A 14,762-nucleotide genomic window follows, 5' to 3' on the forward strand; every position below is an offset into this window, starting at 1 on the left:
CTTTAACACCCCCACGCCGCCAACCCCGATTCCACCCCGTCTGGTGGGCTGTTTTTTTTTTATAACACACCCCCCCAATCCCGGGGGGGCCGGGCCGTGAAACGGCCAGGCCGCCCAAATACGCAGAAGATCCGAGAACGGAATCCGATCAAGCGGTTTGTCCTGCAGAACCAGCGGTGGCCCCGGCCAAAATGGCCGGGGCCACCGAAACGACAAGCGCGATCCTTTCCTCACTCTGCCCGCTTCTCACCCAAGCTTCTTGCCCTGCACAGGAAGTCGACCAGACCGACTTCCCATGCAGATCTAGAGAGGATGACGGCAGATCAGGATTCCGCCAAGGCATGTGATCTTGAATGACCCCTCAGCTTCGATCGTGGCAGTGACGATCTCGGCTACCCGACCGATGGTCTCGCGGAAGGGGACACCGCATTGGTCAGCCCACGCCTCGTACGAGGAAAGGTAGGCGACGATTGGCGCGGGGTCGGTGAACTCGATGGTGCCGGGCAGTTCCCGGATCCGGATGTCCTTGAACGCCGTCCGCAGGTAGCCGCGGGCCTTCTCCAGGGAGAAACGAGAGCTGAGGGAGACCCGCGCCGGCCCCTCAGGAATCCCGAGGACATCTCCTGCAGCCTTGGCCCAGAGCTGGTCCAGCTCCTGCTTGTCGGTGTCGCTGTTGGTGGAGGCAATGAGCACACCGCCAGGCCGGAGGACGCGGACCAGTTCCTTGATCGAGTCCTCGATGCCGCCAACGTGGTACAGCATGTGCAGGGCCAGTACGGCGTCGGCGCTGTCGTCGGCGAAGGGCAGGGCCTGAGCGTCGGCCACCAGCACCGGCTTCGGGACGTCGGCGAGGATGCCCGCTGAGATGTCCATCCCGACAACCTGAAGGTCTGACCGGTCCCCGTGCAGGCGGCTGACGAACCTGCCGTTGCCGCAACCCAGGTCCAGGACGATCCCGCTTGTACCGGCCAGCTCTTCGACGACGATCCCGGGCAGGTCGTACTGCGGCTGCTGCCACCGGTAGATCGACTGGCGGGCTGCCAAGTGGCGTCCGTCGGCGTAGGCGCTATTCGCGAGGATCGACCTGTCGGCAACTGCGGCGTCCTGCTGTGCGGTGTTGCTCGTCATTCGGGCAGCTCCGGAGGGTTCGTGAGTGCGGGTCGAGAGCAGCGGGCCCGCATTCCTCGGACGCGCAGCGAAACCCCGCTGCAATCCTCTGCTCTGGCCATGGTCGACCCGGTCTGAGCACCTCTCAGTCCGGGCCGACCAACAGCTGTCAGGCCTCCCAGGAGGTCACGGTCGGCTCCGGCCACTCGGCGGCCGTCGCTGCGAGATCTGCCGGGAGCAGGGCGACCAGCAAGGCCCGACCGTCAGCTACGGCCTTCAATGCGGCTTCCCGGGCTTCGTCCTTGGTGTCGAACATGCCGTCCCCCACCGTTTCGTTGTGGGGAGGCTCGCCGACCTCGCCGACCCACTGCGACGCGCCCGGCCACACCCGGACGTGGGTGAGCCGGGAAGGTTCCGGGAGCCCCGCGATACCCCGAGCCGCGGCTTCCTTGATCACGTCTTCGATGGTCATGCCTGTGCTCTCCTCATCTCGGCCAGTACGGCGTCCAGTCGTGCGGAGCGGACCATGGTGGAAAGGTCAGTGGCGGTGCGGCCGTAGTGCTCGGCTTCTTCCCCGGCGCCCTGGCGGTAAAGCACGGTGGCCAGTTGGGCGGTGTCGATCGCCTTCGAGCGGGCCCGGTCTCGCCGTGCAGCTTGTCACCAGGCCATCGGCTCCGCCGACTCCCCGAGGTCGTGCAGCACCACGGCGGCCATCCCGCTGAGCGGCCTGGCCGCGCTGGCCGCCGACGCAGTTCCGCCATGTCCAACTACCAACGGCCACAACCGAATCGCTGGCTGGTGTGGGCCGAGTGCCCCGCTGGTACCCACCTCGATCGTTCCCTACCTCCTCCGGTGGAATGCGCGGCACCGCCCGCAGCGACCGGTACGACGACGACTACCACCGCACGATCAAGAAGCGCGGCCCGGACCGGCAACCGCGCAAGCGCACCGGGACGTCTCCCCCTCAGGTGTGACGGTCCAACTAGGCTCTCCAGGCAGGCGCTAGCGTGGACCGGACGACGTCCACGAACAGAGGAACCGCCCCGTGACTCAGCACAGCAGCGAGCCGTTCCGGCTGATCGTGACCGGAGGCGGCACCGGCGGTCACACGTATCCGGCCCTGACCGCGGTCCGTACCCTCCAGGCTCGGCTCGCCGCGGCGGGCCGCGCGCTGGAGGTGCTGTGGGTCGGCGTCGACGGCGGCCTGGAGAACCGCGTCGCCGCCGGCGAGGGCATCCCCTTTCGCGCGGTCGCGACGGGCAAGGTCCGGCGCTCGTCCAACCCCCTCAAGCTCGTGTCGCCCGCGAACCTGCGCGACATGAGCCGCGTCCCGCTCGGCGTGGCCCAGGCCCGCACGATCGTCTCCGACTTCAAGCCGGACGTCGTCCTCGCCACCGGCGGGTACGTGGCGGTGCCGGTCGGTCTGGCGGCGAAGATGTGCCGCAGGCCGCTGGTCGTTCACGAGCAGACTGTGCGGCTCGGGCTGGCGAACCGCTCGCTCGCGCGCGCGGCCACCAGGTTCGCGGTCTCCTCAGAGGCCACCCTCGAACTTCTGCCGGAGTCGGTGCGCGGCACCACGGTGGTGACGGGCAACCCGGTCCGGCCCGAGGTGCTGGCCGGCCACGCCCGGAAGGCCGTCGACGCGCTCGGCCTGCACTCCTTCGCCTCCGGGCTGCCGACCGTGTACGTCACCGGCGGCGCCCAGGGCTCGCAGCAGATCAACGAACTCGTGCGGGACACCCTTCCGTGGCTCCTCTCGCAGGCGAACGTGATCCATCAGTGCGGGCCAGCGAACCTCGACGCCCTCAGCGCGACGGTGCGCACCCTGTCTCCGGACCTGGCCGCCCGCTACCACCTGACCGGCTACGTCGGATCCGAGCTCCCTGACGTGCTGGCTCTGGCCGACGTCGTCCTGTCCCGCAGCGGCGCCGGAACGATCGCCGAGCTCACCGCCCTGGGCAAGGCCGCCGTACTCGTGCCGCTCGCGACGTCCGCCGGCAACGAGCAGGCCCAGAACGCGATGCACCTGCAGCGGCAACGCGCAGCGGTGGCGCTGACCGGAGAGGTCAACACCACCATGCTGCAAGGCGCGATCGGGCCGCTCCTCGCCGACCCCGGACTGCGGGAACAGATCGCCCACCAGGCCCGGCAGATGGGCCGCCCCGACGCTGCCGAGCGACTGGTCGACGTGCTGCTGTCCGCCGCCTCCGCCGGGCCATCAGGTCGGTGACGCCCCGCCGCGCAATCGCGGCGGGGCGGATGGTGCGGGTGGTGTCCAGCACGAGAGGCTCCTTCCAGGGTTCCGACATAACGTCGGAAAACGGGTGTGTTCGATGCGGGTAGCATCTGGTCAACATCTCGCCAGATGCCGGGAGTTGGCGTATGAGCACACTGGTAGTGGGGTCGCGGGCCAGTCACCTGGCGCGGGCCCAGGTCAGGGAGTTCCTGGCGCCGCTGCGGGAGCGCTTCCCCGATGTGGCCTTCCGGCAGCGGGTGATCACGGAAGCCGGTGACCAGGACCGCAGGTCGGCTCTCAGGGACGTGTCGGAGCGCGGCGGCGGCTCGGCGTTCTCCGTGAACCAGGTGGACGCGCTGGTGTCCGGCGAGGTCGACGTGATCGTGCACTCGCTCAAGGACCTGCCGACCGCGAACCCGCCCGGCCTGATCCTCCTGCCCCCGCCCACCCGCGCCGACGTCCACGACGCGCTGTGCGGCAGCACCCTGGCCGATCTCCCGCCCGGCGGCAGGATCGGCACGTCGGCGTCACGCCGGATCGCCCAGCTGCTGCACCTCCGCCCGGACCTGGTGCCGGTGGAGATCCGGGGGAACGTCCCGACCCGGCTCGGCAAGCTCAAGACAGAGCGGCTGGACGCGGTGGTCCTCGCCGCCGCCGGGATCAAGCGACTCGGCCGCAGCGAGGAGATCAGCGAGATCCTGCCGATCGAGCGGTTCCCCCCATCGCCCGGCCAGGGCGCCCTGGGCATCCAGATCAGGGACGACAACGAGCTGGCCCGCCGGATCCTGGCCGGCTCCGGTGACCCGGTGACCGACGCCGAGGTGCGGGCCGAACGGGCGATGCTGGCCGAGCTGCACGGTGGGTGCTCGGTGCCGGTCGGCGCCTTCGGCAAGGCCGACCGCGATGTGCTGACGCTGCACGGGCAGGTCACCTCCGTGGACGGCAGGCGGCAGGTGGAGGCCCGGCTCTCCGGCCCGCTGTGCGAGCCGGAGAAGCTGGGCATGCAGGTGGCCGGGCTCCTGCTGGACCAGGGCGCGGCGGGCATCCTGGCGGAGGTCCGGCCCGCCGCTTAGGCCCGCAGACGGGCCAGGTCCAGTGCCGCGTAGGTGACGATCCGCTCGGCCCCGGCCCGCTTGAGCATGGTGAACACCTCCGCCAGCGGGCGGAAATCCCGCTTCCCGGTGGCCGGGTCGAGCGGAGCGAGGCGCGTGTACTCGCCGGAGACGGAGAACGGCATCAGTGACGCCGGGGTGCGGCGCTTGAGGGCCGAGAGGATGTCCACCGACAGCATCCCGGGCTCCAGCAGCATGTCCGCCCCCTCGCCGAGGAAGGCGAGGCCGGTGTCCACGGCGCTCTCGGGGCTGCGGGGGCTGATCTGGAACGGGCGGCGGGCACCGGAGGAGGGGGTAGCCCGCATCGTGGTGCGGTAGCCCTCATAGAGGGCGGAGTCGAAGATCAGGTGCGGCATGGTCGCCACGTCGCGATGACCGGCCTCGTCCAGAGCCTGGCGCACGGTCCGGATCGTGCCCCTGGTCATGGCTGCCGGGCCGACGACCGATTCCGCACGATGCTCGCCGCAACTCGACCGCACCGTCGCAACCCCCACGTGCGCGAACTCCTCGAACGCGCCCGCCCCATGGCGACCGGCGGCCGGATCTGACTGCGGATTTCCCCGATGCTTCGCACTCAGCGTAGTGATTGTGCTACGTTCCGCATCATCAACAGAACATAGAAGACCCCGGCGGTGGTGGAACACCCCGGGGTCTGGCACCAGGAGCTGACACTCCCCATGCAGATTCATCGTAGCGCTCACGCGCGCGCTTTCACCGTACTTCCGAACGGCCTCCTCCAGGACCGTCGCCTCAGCTACACCGCTCGCGGCCTCCTCTCCGATCTCCTCTCCCGCCCCGACGGCTGGCGCGAGGACGGGCGGCACATGGCCGACAGCAGCCCGCAGGGGCGGGGCGCTGTTCGGCGGGCGCTCAACGAGCTCAAGGAGGCCGGGTACTACCGGGTCGAGACGGTCCGGATGCCTGACGGCACCCTCCGTACCGACGTGCACGTGTACGACACTCCGCAGCGCCCGGCGTCACCGAGTGCCCGCTCCTCGGACCCCGGTGAGCCCGAGGCCGGTCCCCCTGACAGCCCTGTAGTAAAGGACCCGGGAGAAGTACCCACCCTCCCGGCCCAGTTGACGCGAGCCGACGAGCAGACCCGCAGGGCGGTGGCAGCGCTCTTCCGCGCGATCCGGCCCGAGCCCCGGCTGCGCCTCGGCGAGGCCGAGGCGCAGCAACTGGCACCCCTCGTCGCCCAGTGGCTGGAGCGCGGCAGCACGGCAACCGAGTTGGCCCATGCCCTGCTGCCCGGCCTGCCCTCGCCGCTGCACTCCCCGGTGGCGATCCTGCGCGACCGCCTCCAACGCAAGCTGCCACCCGTCCAAGCACCACAGTTCCGACCCGCAGAGTGCGCCAAGTGCCACGACCCCGTGCCCCGACCCGGCATCTGCCGCTCCTGTGCCGGCCTCGGCGGCGCCAGGACCCTCGCGATCGGCACCGGGGCCGCTGCCACACCTGGCGGCGCCGCCCGCGCCCGCGCGGCCCTGCGCGGGCACGGCCTGGTCTGGTGCGCTTGACGCTGTCGCAGGGAGACAGCGGGCATGATGGCTCTCCGGCACGGCTGAACCCTTCCACCGGGGCCTCCGCACCGCCCGCCGATCGGGTCCAAGGAGTCAGCCGCGCGACAAGGCGGGGCGCCGGGGAACTACGCTGTCCGCCGTGACAGAACGGCTGCCGCTCTTCCCGCTGAACACCGTGCTCTACCCGGGCCTGGTGCTGCCCCTGAACGTCTTCGAGGAGCGATACCGCCGGCTCGTCGCCGATCTGCTCGAACAGCCCGAGGACGAGCCGCGCCGCTTCGGCGTGCTCGCCATCAAGGACGGCCGCGAGACCGCCCCGGTCCGGCCGGCCGAGGAGGGCCCGGCCGGGCCGCTGGACGGCCTGGGCACCGTCACCGGGGATCCGCTGGAGGCGATGTACCACCTCGGCTGCGTCGCCGACATCTCCTCCGCCCAGCCCCAGCCGGACGGCCGCTACGAGCTGCTGGTCACCGGCACCACCCGGTTCCGGCTCAGCTCGGTCGACGTCACCGGCCCGTACCTGACCGGCGAGATCGAACCGGTGGAGGAGCTTCCCGGCGAGGGCTCCGGCGCCCTCGCCGCCGAGGTCGAGCGCGCCTTCCGGGTCTACCAGAAGCGCCTGGCCGGCGCCCGCGAGGCCAGCACCCACGGCCGCCAGGAGCTCCCCGACGACCCCCAGGTGCTCTCCTACCTGGTCGCCGCCGCCTCGGTGTTCGAGACCCCGGTCAAGCAGCAGCTGCTCGCCTGCCCCGACAACGCCCAGCGGCTGCGCACCGAACTCGACCTGCTGCGCCGCGAGAGCGCGGTGCTCAGCTGGCTGCCCTCGCTGCCCGCGGTCGACCTGACCCGCCAATCGTTCAGCCCCAACTGACCGAGGACCCGCCACATGGCCAAGAAGCCGAAGAAGGGCGGCCAGGGCACCCCCGCCACCGTCGCCCTGGAGACCGCCGCCGTCCCGTACACCGTCCACGCCTACGAGCACGACCCGGCCGCCGCCTCCTACGGCGGCGAGGCCGCCGAGGCCCTGGGCGTGGCCGCCGAGCGCGTCTTCAAGACCCTGGTCGCCGACGTGGACGGCACCCTCACCGTCGGCGTCGTCCCGGTCGCCGGCCAGCTCGACCTCAAGGCCCTGGCCACGGCCGTCGGCGGCAAGCGCGCCGCGATGGCCGACCCGGCCGCCGCCGAACGCAGCAGCGGTTACGTCCTCGGCGGCATCTCCCCGCTCGGCCAGCGCCGCCCGCTGCGCACCGTGGTCGACGCCAGCGCCCTGACCCACCCCACCGTCTACGTGTCGGCGGGCCGCCGCGGCCTCGAAGTCGAACTCTCCCCCACCGACCTGATCGCCCTCACCCGCGCCCACACCGCCCCGATCGCCCGCTGAGCCGGCAGCAACCGCGGACGCGGAAACCGCGGAAGCGGGAAACGCCGCGGGGCGGAAGGCCCCGGCCTGTACCCGGCCGTCGACCCTCCGCCCCGCTCACGAACTCAGCCCTGCTTCCGGTCCTCCGGCGCCTGGGCGAGCGAAGCCGCCTCCGCAGGAGGACCCGCAGGGTCCCCGTACGTCCCCGCCGGCACCCCCCAGTACGGCGGCGGGTCCTCCTCCCGCTTCCCGAACGCCGCCGACAGCGCCAGCAGCACCACCATCGCCGCCATCGGCCACACCAGCAGCCCGCCCATCGCCCCCAGGTCGATGCTCGCGTCGAAGTGCCCGCCGTTGCCGACCCGCCGGGCCTCGCCGATCAGGTTGTCGCTCGGTCCGAGCCAGCGGCCGAGCTTCCAGGCCCCGTACGAGCCGAGCAGTCCGCCGATCGCCAGCCCCAGCGCGACGGAGATCCCGCCGCCGCGCTTGCGGGTCACCAGGAAGGCCCCGAGCGCGGTGAGGATCCCGGCGCCCAGCCCGATCAGTACGAACACCGCGTCGGCGCCGGCCCGCTGCTCGCCCTCGGGGTCCACGTAGAGGATCCGGTCCCCGTCCACGACCAGCGGCACCTTGGGCGCCAGCCAGGCCCACAGCCCGGCCATCGCCAGTCCGACCAGCAGGCACACGAGCACGACCCCGGCACCGATCCGCAGCTCGTCCGGCACCGGGTGCTCGACCTCGGGCGGCGCCTCGGGCAGCCCGGCGGGCGGCTCCTGGTCGGAGACCGGCGGCGGTGCGAACGGGTCGGGTACGGCTCCCGGCTCGGCCGGCGCATCGGCACGGGCGGGTTCCGGAGGTGTGTTCGGTACGGTCACGGGTCCCATCGTTTCACGACGTCCGTCCGAACGACCGCACCGCCCACCACACCGCCCACCACACCGCCCACCACACCGCCCACCCGGCAAGATCCGGAAGGCGGGCCCTACCGCGCGACAGCCCGCCGGTACGCCCAGGTGGCCAGGGCCAGCGACACCACGCCCACCCCCGCGCACACCCCGAGGTCGGCGAGCACCATCCCCCAGTCCGGGTCCGGCGCGAAGGTCCGCGCGAACGCCTCCACCCCGTACGTCGAGGGCAGCAGGTCGCGCAGCCACAGCACCGGCTGCGGCAGGTGGTCGACGGGCAGCACGCCGAGCAGCAGCGCCGCCGACATGCCGAGCTGCCCGAGCATCGTCGCGATCTCCTGCCGCGGCGCCAGCAGCCCGCAGGCCGCGCCGAGCCCGGACAGGGCCGCCCCGGCGAGCGGCACGACGGCGAGCAGCACCCACAGCTGGCCGAGCGGCAGCCCGAACATCACCGCGCCGATGCCGGCGGTGACGAGCGTCCCGGGCAGCGTGAACGAGGCGTACGCGGCGGCCGCGCCGAGCACCACCGAGGCGGCCGGGACGGGCAGCGTCGCGTAGTGGTCGAGGCCGCCGGTGGCGCGGAGCTTCCCGAAGTACTGGGCCAGCAGGTTGAGCGCGACGAAGGCGACCACCAGCACGCTCGCCCCGGCGACCACCGACCGCGCCGCCGAGGTCTGCCCGGCGTCCACGACGCCCCGCATCATCACCAGGATGCCGACGGACTGGAAGGTGGCCACGAACAGCAGCGGGATCCGCGCGACCTTCGCCCGGGTGAGCTGCGCCCGGTACACCGCGGCCAGGGCGGGGAGCAGCCGGGCGGCGGGGGCGAGTGGGGCGGCGCCGGCCGTGGACCGGCGGGTCTGCGGGGGCACCGAGAGCAGCGTCACTTGGCCAGTCCTCCGTGGCGGCCGCCCAGCTTGAGGTAGGCGTCCTCAAGGCTGGGGGTGGCGAGGGTGAAGTCGTCGAGGGCGGCGAAGGCCGGGCCGGTGGTGACGGCGGCGACCAGTTCGCGGGCCTGCTCGGGGGTGGTGCGGACGGTCCAGCGGCGGCCGGTGCGTTCGGCCCGGTCGGCCAGTTCGGCGACGGCGGGGACGCCGATCGGTGCCTCGTCCCGCCAGACCAGGTCGAGCCGGACGTCGCCGTCCACCAGGGCCTTGAGCCCGCCGGGCGTGTCGCAGGCGATCACCCGGCCCTCGTCGATCACGGCGACCCGGTCGAGCACGGTCTCGGCCTCGATCACGTTGTGGGTGACCAGCAGCACCGTCGTCCCGTGTTCGGCCCGCCGGCGGTCGACGGCCGACCAGACGGCCCGCCGGGCGACCGGGTCCATGCCGGTGGTGGGTTCGTCGAGGACGAGCAGCGGCCGCTCCCCCACCAGGGTGGCCGCGAAGCAGGCGAGCCGCCGCTGTCCGCCGGACAGCTTGGCGAGCGGGCGGTCGGCGATCGGCTCCAGCCCGAGCTCGGTGAGGACGTCCGCGGCCGCGCCGCGGGCCGCCGCGCGCGAGAGCCCGCGCAGCCGTCCGGTGGTCTCGGCGGCCAGCGCGACGGTCAGCTCGTCCAGGGCAGTGGATTCCTGCCCGAGGTAGCCGAGCAGCCGGGCGGCCAGCTCCGGGTGCCGCACGATGTCGTGCCCGAGCAGTTCGACGGTGCCGGAGTCCGGCCGCAGCAGGCCGGTGAGCTGGCGGACGAGCGTGGACTTCCCGGCGCCGTTGGGCCCGAGCAGCCCGAAGATCTCGCCCTGGCGGACGGTGAGGCTGATCCCGTCGTTGGCCCGGATCGCGGTGGCGGCGGAGCCGCGCCCGGTGCGGTAGGTCCGGACCAGATCGCGTACGGCGACGCACGGCGCGGGGGTGTCCTGGGGTGCTCGCCCGGCCGTCTCTTCCACGACCGGAGACTTTACGCGCTCACACGGGCGAACCGGACAACGGGGGCCGATCGCCGGAGGCCGCCGGGACGCGCCGGTCGTCCACCACCACCGACCCGCCCGGGACGCGTCAGTCGTCCACCACCATCGACCCGCCCGGGACCCGGACCGCCAGTTCCTTCCAGAACCCCGCCCGGATGGCGTAGCGGTCGTGCTCGTCGATCTGGTCGTCCTTGTGGGCGAGCAGTCCGAAGCGGGCCGCGTAGCGCAGCAGCTCGCCGTCGACCCGGTGCGGGATGCGCGGGTAGTCGGGCCAGAGCAGGGTGAGTCGTTCGAGGTCGCCGAGGCGGTCGCTCCAGCGGCGGGCGAAGACCTGCCCGACTTCGTGGGCGTCGCCGCCGATGGTGGTGATGTCCTCCTCGCGGTCGGCCCAGCGCTGTTCGGCAGTGGTGAGCTGGGCCAGGGTGGGCAGGCCGTCCCCGGCGGTGACGGAGGGCTCGGGGGCGGGCCGGTCCACCCAGCCGCGGTCGGAGGACCAGCGCAGCACCGGCCCGGCGGCCGCGTGCCCGTTGGTGGCTTGCCCAGCGGCCGCGTGGCCGTTGGCGTGCCCGTTGACGGCCGGGGTGATCGGGGTGACGGCCGAGACCCGCCCGGCGAGGTCCTTCGGGGTCGGCACCACCCGCAGGGCGGCGGCCGGCTGGGGCCGCCCGTTCGCGGCGGGCGCGTCGGAGCCCCCTTCGGCGACGGCCGGCCGGACGGACGGGGGCGCCACGCTGGGCAGGGAGGCCGGCGGGGCGGCGAGGATCTTGGCGATCTCCTGCCGGGCGCCGCCCGTCCCGGGGGCCGGGAAGACGGTGGAGTGGTCGCGCAGCGAGAAGGACCCCTCGATCCACTCGCGGTCCAGGACCCGCCGCTCGTCGGCCTCGCCGACCAGGTCCTCGGACTGGTTGAAGTCACCGTCCGCGGCCTGCAGCGCCCACAGGTGCACGGCCACGCCGTGCTCCTTGGCGGTCATCATCCCGGGCAGCAGGTCCCCGTCGCCGGTGATCAGGACGACGTCCGCGCAGGCCCGGTTGCGGGCGAGTTCGGAGAGTTCGGCGTGCATCGCGGCGTCGACGCCCTTCTGCACCCAGCGCCCCTCGGCCCGGGTGAGGGCGCCCAGCCGCACGGTGACCCGGGGCAGTACGCGCAGCCGCCGGTGCTCGGGCATCGGGCGGCGGTCGGGGGCCGCGTCGAACCAGTAGATCCGTAGCAGCGGCAGCCCGGTCTCGGCTTCGGCGCGTTCGCGCAGGGCGCTGATCAGCGCGGTGTGGTCGACGGTGACCTTGGACCGGGAGGGGTCTCCGGCGAGCAGGCTGGCCGCGGCGCCCAACAGGTATCCGGCGTCCACCAGGACGACACAGCGGTCCATCCGCGCACCTTCTTTCCGCTCGCCCTCGATGGTCGGTCTGGGTGGGCGGTCCGCCCGTCGGCCGAACGTGCGGGGTGAGGGGCCCCCTGACCGCCCGATCGTTGGGTCACCTTTTCCCCCTGGTTCGGGGCCCGAACCTCGGCAGATGTCCCGGTCACGCAACAGCCGCCCCAATGAGTCGCAAAGAAACACGAAGGCGGGCCCCGTTCAACGACGGGGCCCGCCAAATGTCACGCGGGGTTGACCCGGGTCAGCCCTTGAGCTCGGCGGCGACCAGCTCGGCGAGCTGGACGGCGTTGAGTGCGGCGCCCTTGCGCAGGTTGTCGTTCGAGACGAACAGCGACAGGCCGTTCTCCACGGTCTCGTCGACCCGGATGCGGCCCACGTAGCTCGGGTCCTGACCGGCGGCCTGCAGCGGGGTGGGGATCTCGGACAGCTCGACGCCGGGGGCGGCGGCGAGCAGCTCGACGGCCCGCTCGGGGCTGATCGGGCGCTCGAAGCGGGCGTTGATCTGCAGCGAGTGGCCGGAGAAGACCGGGACGCGCACGCAGGTGCCGGCGACCTTGAGCTCGGGGATGCCGAGGATCTTGCGGCTCTCGTGGCGGAGCTTCTGCTCCTCGTCGGTCTCGTTGGAGCCGTCCTCGACGATGGAGCCGGCCAGCGGCACCACGTTGAAGGCGATCGGCCGCTGGTAGACCTTGGGCTCGGGGAACTCGACGGCGGAGCCGTCGTGGGCGAGCGCGGAGGCGCCGTCCACGACCTTGGCGGCCTGGTCCTGGAGCTCGGCGACACCGGCGACGCCGCTGCCGGAGACGGCCTGGTAGGTGGAGACGACCAGGGCGGCGAGCCCCGCCTCCTCGTGCAGCGGGCGCAGCACGGGCATGGCGGCCATGGTGGTGCAGTTGGGGTTGGCGATGATGCCCTTGGGGCGGTCGGCGATGGCCTCCGGGTTGACCTCGGAGACGACCAGCGGGACCTCGGGGTCACGGCGCCAGGCGGAGGAGTTGTCGATGACGACGGCGCCGGAGGCGGCGACCTTGGGGGCCAGGGCCTTGGAGGTGGAGCCGCCGGCCGAGAAGATCACGATGTCCAGGCCGGTGTAGTCGGCCGTGGCCGCGTCCTCGACGGTGACCTCGGTGCCCTGCCAGGGCAGCGTGCGCCCGGCCGAACGGGCCGAGGCGAACAGCCGCAGCTGCTCCACCGGAAAGTTGCGCTCCGCCAGGATCTCGCGGACCACGCCGCCGACCTGGCCGGTGGCCCCGACAATGCCGATCTTCATTCCGACTACTCCTCTGGATGGTGCTGTCTACAGCCGCACTCTGCCCATCATGCCTTGTCACTGGCACCGCACGACCTGGTATTCCACGGTATGAGAGAGCGCTCAGTGGTCCAGACCACTCACCAGCTCAAGCGCGGCCCCGACCTCCGCCGCCCCGGCCGGCAGCAGCGGCAGCCGCACGTCCGGGGTCGGGATCCGGCCCTGGGCGTGCAGCACGCCCTTGGTCACCGTCGGGTTCGGCGCCGTGAACGCGGACAGCGCCAGCCCGGTCAGCCGGTGCCCCAGCTCCCGGGCCCGCTCGACGTCCCCGGCCCGCCAGGCCTCGTACAGCTCGACGAAGCGGCCGGTCGCCAGGTGCGCGGAGGCCAGGATGCCGCCGGCCGCGCCCAGCGCCAGCATCGGCGGCAGGAAGGCGTCCTCCCCGGTCAGGAAGGCGAACCCGGCGGGGGCGTCGGCGAGCAGCTCGGCGGCCGTCTGGTCCAGCCCGCCGGTCGCGTACTTGACGCCCACCACGCCCTCGATCGCGGCCAGTTCGCGCAGCGCGGCGGTGGAGAGCTGCTGCCCGGTGCGGTACGGGATGTGGTAGACGACCAGCGGCAGCGGGCTGCCCGCGGCCAGCGCCCGGAAGTGGGCGACCGTCCCGGCCTCGCCGGCCCGGACGAAGGCGGGCGTGGTGACCAGCGCCGCCGCCTGCGGCACCCGCGCGCCGAGCACGGCCAGCGCCTCGCCGACGGCCCGGGTGTCGCCGCCGGAGGCGCCGACGGTCAGCTGCGCCCCGCGCGCGGCGCAGGCGGCCGCGGCGACGTCCACCACCGCGTCCCGCTCCTCGGCGGTCAGCGCGGCGGGCTCACCGGTGGTACCGAGCGCGACCAGTCCGGCCGCCCCGGCGTCCAGGACCTCGTGCGCGAGCTTCTCCAGCGCGTCGAGGGCGACGGAGCCGTCGGCGGCGAAGGGGGTGATCAGGGGGACGTGGATGCCCTTGAGTTCCATACCGACGATCCTGCGGTCCGGCGATCACCCAGGTCCAGTTCACATTTCCGACGCTTCTCGTAAGCTGGACCGATGCTCGACGTCCGACGTCTGCGCCTGCTGCGCGAACTCGCCCACCTCGGCACCATCGCGGCCGTCGCCGAGGCGCTGTCCTTCAGCGCCTCCGCGGTGTCCCAGCAGCTGTCCGTCCTGGAGAAGGAGGCCGGCGTCCCGCTGCTGGAGCGCACCGGGCGGCGGGTCACCCTCACCCCGGCCGGGCGCAACCTGGTCCGGCACGCCGAGTCCGTGCTCGCCCTGCTGGAGCAGGCGGGCGCCGAACTCGCCCACGCCAAGCGGGGGTTGGCCGGTCCGCTGCGGATCGGCACCTACCCGTCGGCGGCCCGCGCGATCATCCCGGCGGTGCTCGCCGGACTGGCCGCCTGGCACCCGGGGCTGGAGCCGATGGTCACCGAGGTGGACCCGGCGGCCGTCGGCGCGGCGCTGCGCGCGGGCGAGCTGGACGTGGCGCTGGTCCACGAGTACGACCTCGTCCCGACCGACCCGGAACCGGGCTTGGCCGTGACCCGCCCGGTCTTCACCGAGCCGATGTACCTGGCGGCCCGCACCCCGACGGTGCTCGCCGAGCAGCGCGGCGCACCGTGGATCATGTCCCCGCCGGGCACGCTCTGCCACACCATGGCCGTCCGCGCCTGCGAGGCGGCGGGCTTCGCCCCCCGGATCCGGCACCAGATCGACGACTTCACCACGGTGCTCTCGCTGGTCGCCGCCGGCCAGGGGGTGGCCCTGGTCCCCCACCTGGGCACCGCCCAGCCGCCGCCCGGCGTCGTCCTCACCCGGCTGCCGATGTACCGCCGCACCCGCGCCGCGTTCCGGGCCGGCGCGGGCTCCCACCCGGCCATCTCGGCCTTCGTCTCGGCGCTCCACACCGCCGTGCCGCCGGGGCTGGGCAGCGGGGCCTGACGAACGCCCCGCCAC

Annotated in this window: 15 protein-coding genes; 6 read left to right on the forward strand and 9 right to left on the reverse strand. The window is 73.0% G+C overall.

From position 1 onward, the window contains the following. Positions 1-303: 303 nt before the first annotated feature. Together ACFVXG_RS44070 and ACFVXG_RS44075 are read right to left on the reverse strand one after the other, a co-directional pair. Positions 304-1,128, reverse strand: coding sequence for a class I SAM-dependent methyltransferase (locus ACFVXG_RS44070; protein ID WP_387936150.1), 825 nt, complete (start codon positions 1,126-1,128; stop codon positions 304-306). Positions 1,129-1,276: 148 nt separating this feature from the next. After that, positions 1,277-1,579, reverse strand: a complete 303-nt coding sequence (locus ACFVXG_RS44075) for a hypothetical protein (protein ID WP_387936151.1) — start codon at positions 1,577-1,579, stop codon at positions 1,277-1,279. A 573-nt stretch (positions 1,580-2,152) separates the two neighbouring features. Between ACFVXG_RS44075 and ACFVXG_RS44080 the strand changes: the two genes are divergently transcribed. Both ACFVXG_RS44080 and hemC read left to right on the forward strand, forming a co-directional pair. Further along, complete coding sequence (locus ACFVXG_RS44080) at positions 2,153-3,337, forward strand: glycosyltransferase (RefSeq protein WP_387936152.1); 1,185 nt, start codon at positions 2,153-2,155, stop codon at positions 3,335-3,337. 152 nt (positions 3,338-3,489) lie between these two features. After that, positions 3,490-4,416 carry a hydroxymethylbilane synthase gene (hemC, locus tag ACFVXG_RS44085; RefSeq protein WP_387936153.1) on the forward strand — a complete coding sequence of 309 codons (927 nt, stop codon included), beginning with the start codon at positions 3,490-3,492 and terminating at the stop codon, positions 4,414-4,416. Here hemC and ACFVXG_RS44090 read toward each other — a convergent pair. Continuing rightward, entirely contained in the window at positions 4,413-4,856 is a 444-nt protein-coding gene (locus tag ACFVXG_RS44090) for a hypothetical protein (protein ID WP_387936154.1), read from the reverse strand. The genes hemC and ACFVXG_RS44090 overlap by 4 nt on opposite strands. Positions 4,857-5,132: 276 nt before the next feature. Here ACFVXG_RS44090 and ACFVXG_RS44095 point away from each other — a divergent pair, with 276 nt between their 5' ends. From ACFVXG_RS44095 to ybaK, 3 genes are all read left to right on the forward strand, one after another. Further along, positions 5,133-5,975: a hypothetical protein gene (locus tag ACFVXG_RS44095; RefSeq protein ID WP_387936155.1), complete on the forward strand. Its 843-nt coding sequence runs from the start codon at positions 5,133-5,135 to the stop codon at positions 5,973-5,975. A gap of 133 nt (positions 5,976-6,108) precedes the next feature. Next, on the forward strand, positions 6,109-6,849 hold the full coding sequence (locus ACFVXG_RS44100; RefSeq protein WP_387936183.1) for an LON peptidase substrate-binding domain-containing protein: 741 nt from the start codon (positions 6,109-6,111) through the stop codon (positions 6,847-6,849). A gap of 15 nt (positions 6,850-6,864) precedes the next feature. After that, on the forward strand, positions 6,865-7,359 hold the full coding sequence (ybaK, locus tag ACFVXG_RS44105; protein WP_387936156.1) for a Cys-tRNA(Pro) deacylase: 495 nt from the start codon (positions 6,865-6,867) through the stop codon (positions 7,357-7,359). Between the two features lie 104 nt (positions 7,360-7,463). Here the strand turns inward: ybaK and ACFVXG_RS44110 are convergent, their stop codons facing one another. The 6 genes from ACFVXG_RS44110 to ACFVXG_RS44135 all read right to left on the reverse strand — a co-directional run bounded on the left by ACFVXG_RS44110 (position 7,464) and on the right by ACFVXG_RS44135 (position 13,787). Then, entirely contained in the window at positions 7,464-8,213 is a 750-nt protein-coding gene (locus ACFVXG_RS44110; protein WP_387936157.1) for a hypothetical protein, read from the reverse strand. 107 nt (positions 8,214-8,320) lie between these two features. Continuing rightward, positions 8,321-9,130 (reverse strand): ABC transporter permease, encoded by an 810-nt coding sequence (locus tag ACFVXG_RS44115; RefSeq protein WP_387936158.1) that lies wholly within the window; start codon positions 9,128-9,130, stop codon positions 8,321-8,323. Then, positions 9,127-10,128, reverse strand: coding sequence for an ABC transporter ATP-binding protein (locus ACFVXG_RS44120; protein WP_387936159.1), 1,002 nt, complete (start codon positions 10,126-10,128; stop codon positions 9,127-9,129). The genes ACFVXG_RS44115 and ACFVXG_RS44120 overlap by 4 nt, the downstream gene beginning before the upstream one ends. A 109-nt stretch (positions 10,129-10,237) precedes the next feature. Then, positions 10,238-11,518: an NYN domain-containing protein gene (locus ACFVXG_RS44125; RefSeq protein ID WP_387936160.1), complete on the reverse strand. Its 1,281-nt coding sequence runs from the start codon at positions 11,516-11,518 to the stop codon at positions 10,238-10,240. Positions 11,519-11,768: 250 nt separating this feature from the next. Continuing rightward, positions 11,769-12,797, reverse strand: coding sequence for an aspartate-semialdehyde dehydrogenase (locus ACFVXG_RS44130; protein WP_387936161.1), 1,029 nt, complete (start codon positions 12,795-12,797; stop codon positions 11,769-11,771). A 102-nt stretch (positions 12,798-12,899) separates the two neighbouring features. Next, entirely contained in the window at positions 12,900-13,787 is an 888-nt protein-coding gene (locus tag ACFVXG_RS44135; RefSeq protein ID WP_387936162.1) for a dihydrodipicolinate synthase family protein, read from the reverse strand. A 72-nt stretch (positions 13,788-13,859) separates the two neighbouring features. Between ACFVXG_RS44135 and ACFVXG_RS44140 the strand changes: the two genes are divergently transcribed. Further along, positions 13,860-14,747, forward strand: coding sequence for a LysR family transcriptional regulator (locus tag ACFVXG_RS44140; RefSeq protein ID WP_387936163.1), 888 nt, complete (start codon positions 13,860-13,862; stop codon positions 14,745-14,747). Positions 14,748-14,762: the final 15 nt, after the last annotated feature.

The sequence above is a fragment of the Kitasatospora sp. NPDC058162 genome (genome assembly GCF_042884005.1).
Classification (GTDB): Bacteria; Actinomycetota; Actinomycetes; order Streptomycetales; family Streptomycetaceae; genus Kitasatospora.

What these genes read in the sequence shown, in the direction of transcription:
- ACFVXG_RS44135 (WP_387936162.1), bottom strand. Translation starts at nt 13,787, where the DNA reads ATGGAACTCAAGGGCATCCACGTCCCCCTGATCACCCCCTTCGCCGCC.
- ACFVXG_RS44125 (WP_387936160.1), bottom strand. Translation starts at nt 11,518, where the DNA reads ATGGACCGCTGTGTCGTCCTGGTGGACGCCGGATACCTGTTGGGCGCC.
- ACFVXG_RS44095 (WP_387936155.1), top strand. Translation starts at nt 5,133, where the DNA reads ATGCAGATTCATCGTAGCGCTCACGCGCGCGCTTTCACCGTACTTCCG.
- ACFVXG_RS44130 (WP_387936161.1), bottom strand. Translation starts at nt 12,797, where the DNA reads ATGAAGATCGGCATTGTCGGGGCCACCGGCCAGGTCGGCGGCGTGGTC.
- ACFVXG_RS44070 (WP_387936150.1), bottom strand. Translation starts at nt 1,128, where the DNA reads ATGACGAGCAACACCGCACAGCAGGACGCCGCAGTTGCCGACAGGTCG.
- ACFVXG_RS44075 (WP_387936151.1), bottom strand. Translation starts at nt 1,579, where the DNA reads ATGACCATCGAAGACGTGATCAAGGAAGCCGCGGCTCGGGGTATCGCG.
- ybaK (WP_387936156.1), top strand. Translation starts at nt 6,865, where the DNA reads ATGGCCAAGAAGCCGAAGAAGGGCGGCCAGGGCACCCCCGCCACCGTC.
- ACFVXG_RS44140 (WP_387936163.1), top strand. Translation starts at nt 13,860, where the DNA reads ATGCTCGACGTCCGACGTCTGCGCCTGCTGCGCGAACTCGCCCACCTC.
- hemC (WP_387936153.1), top strand. Translation starts at nt 3,490, where the DNA reads ATGAGCACACTGGTAGTGGGGTCGCGGGCCAGTCACCTGGCGCGGGCC.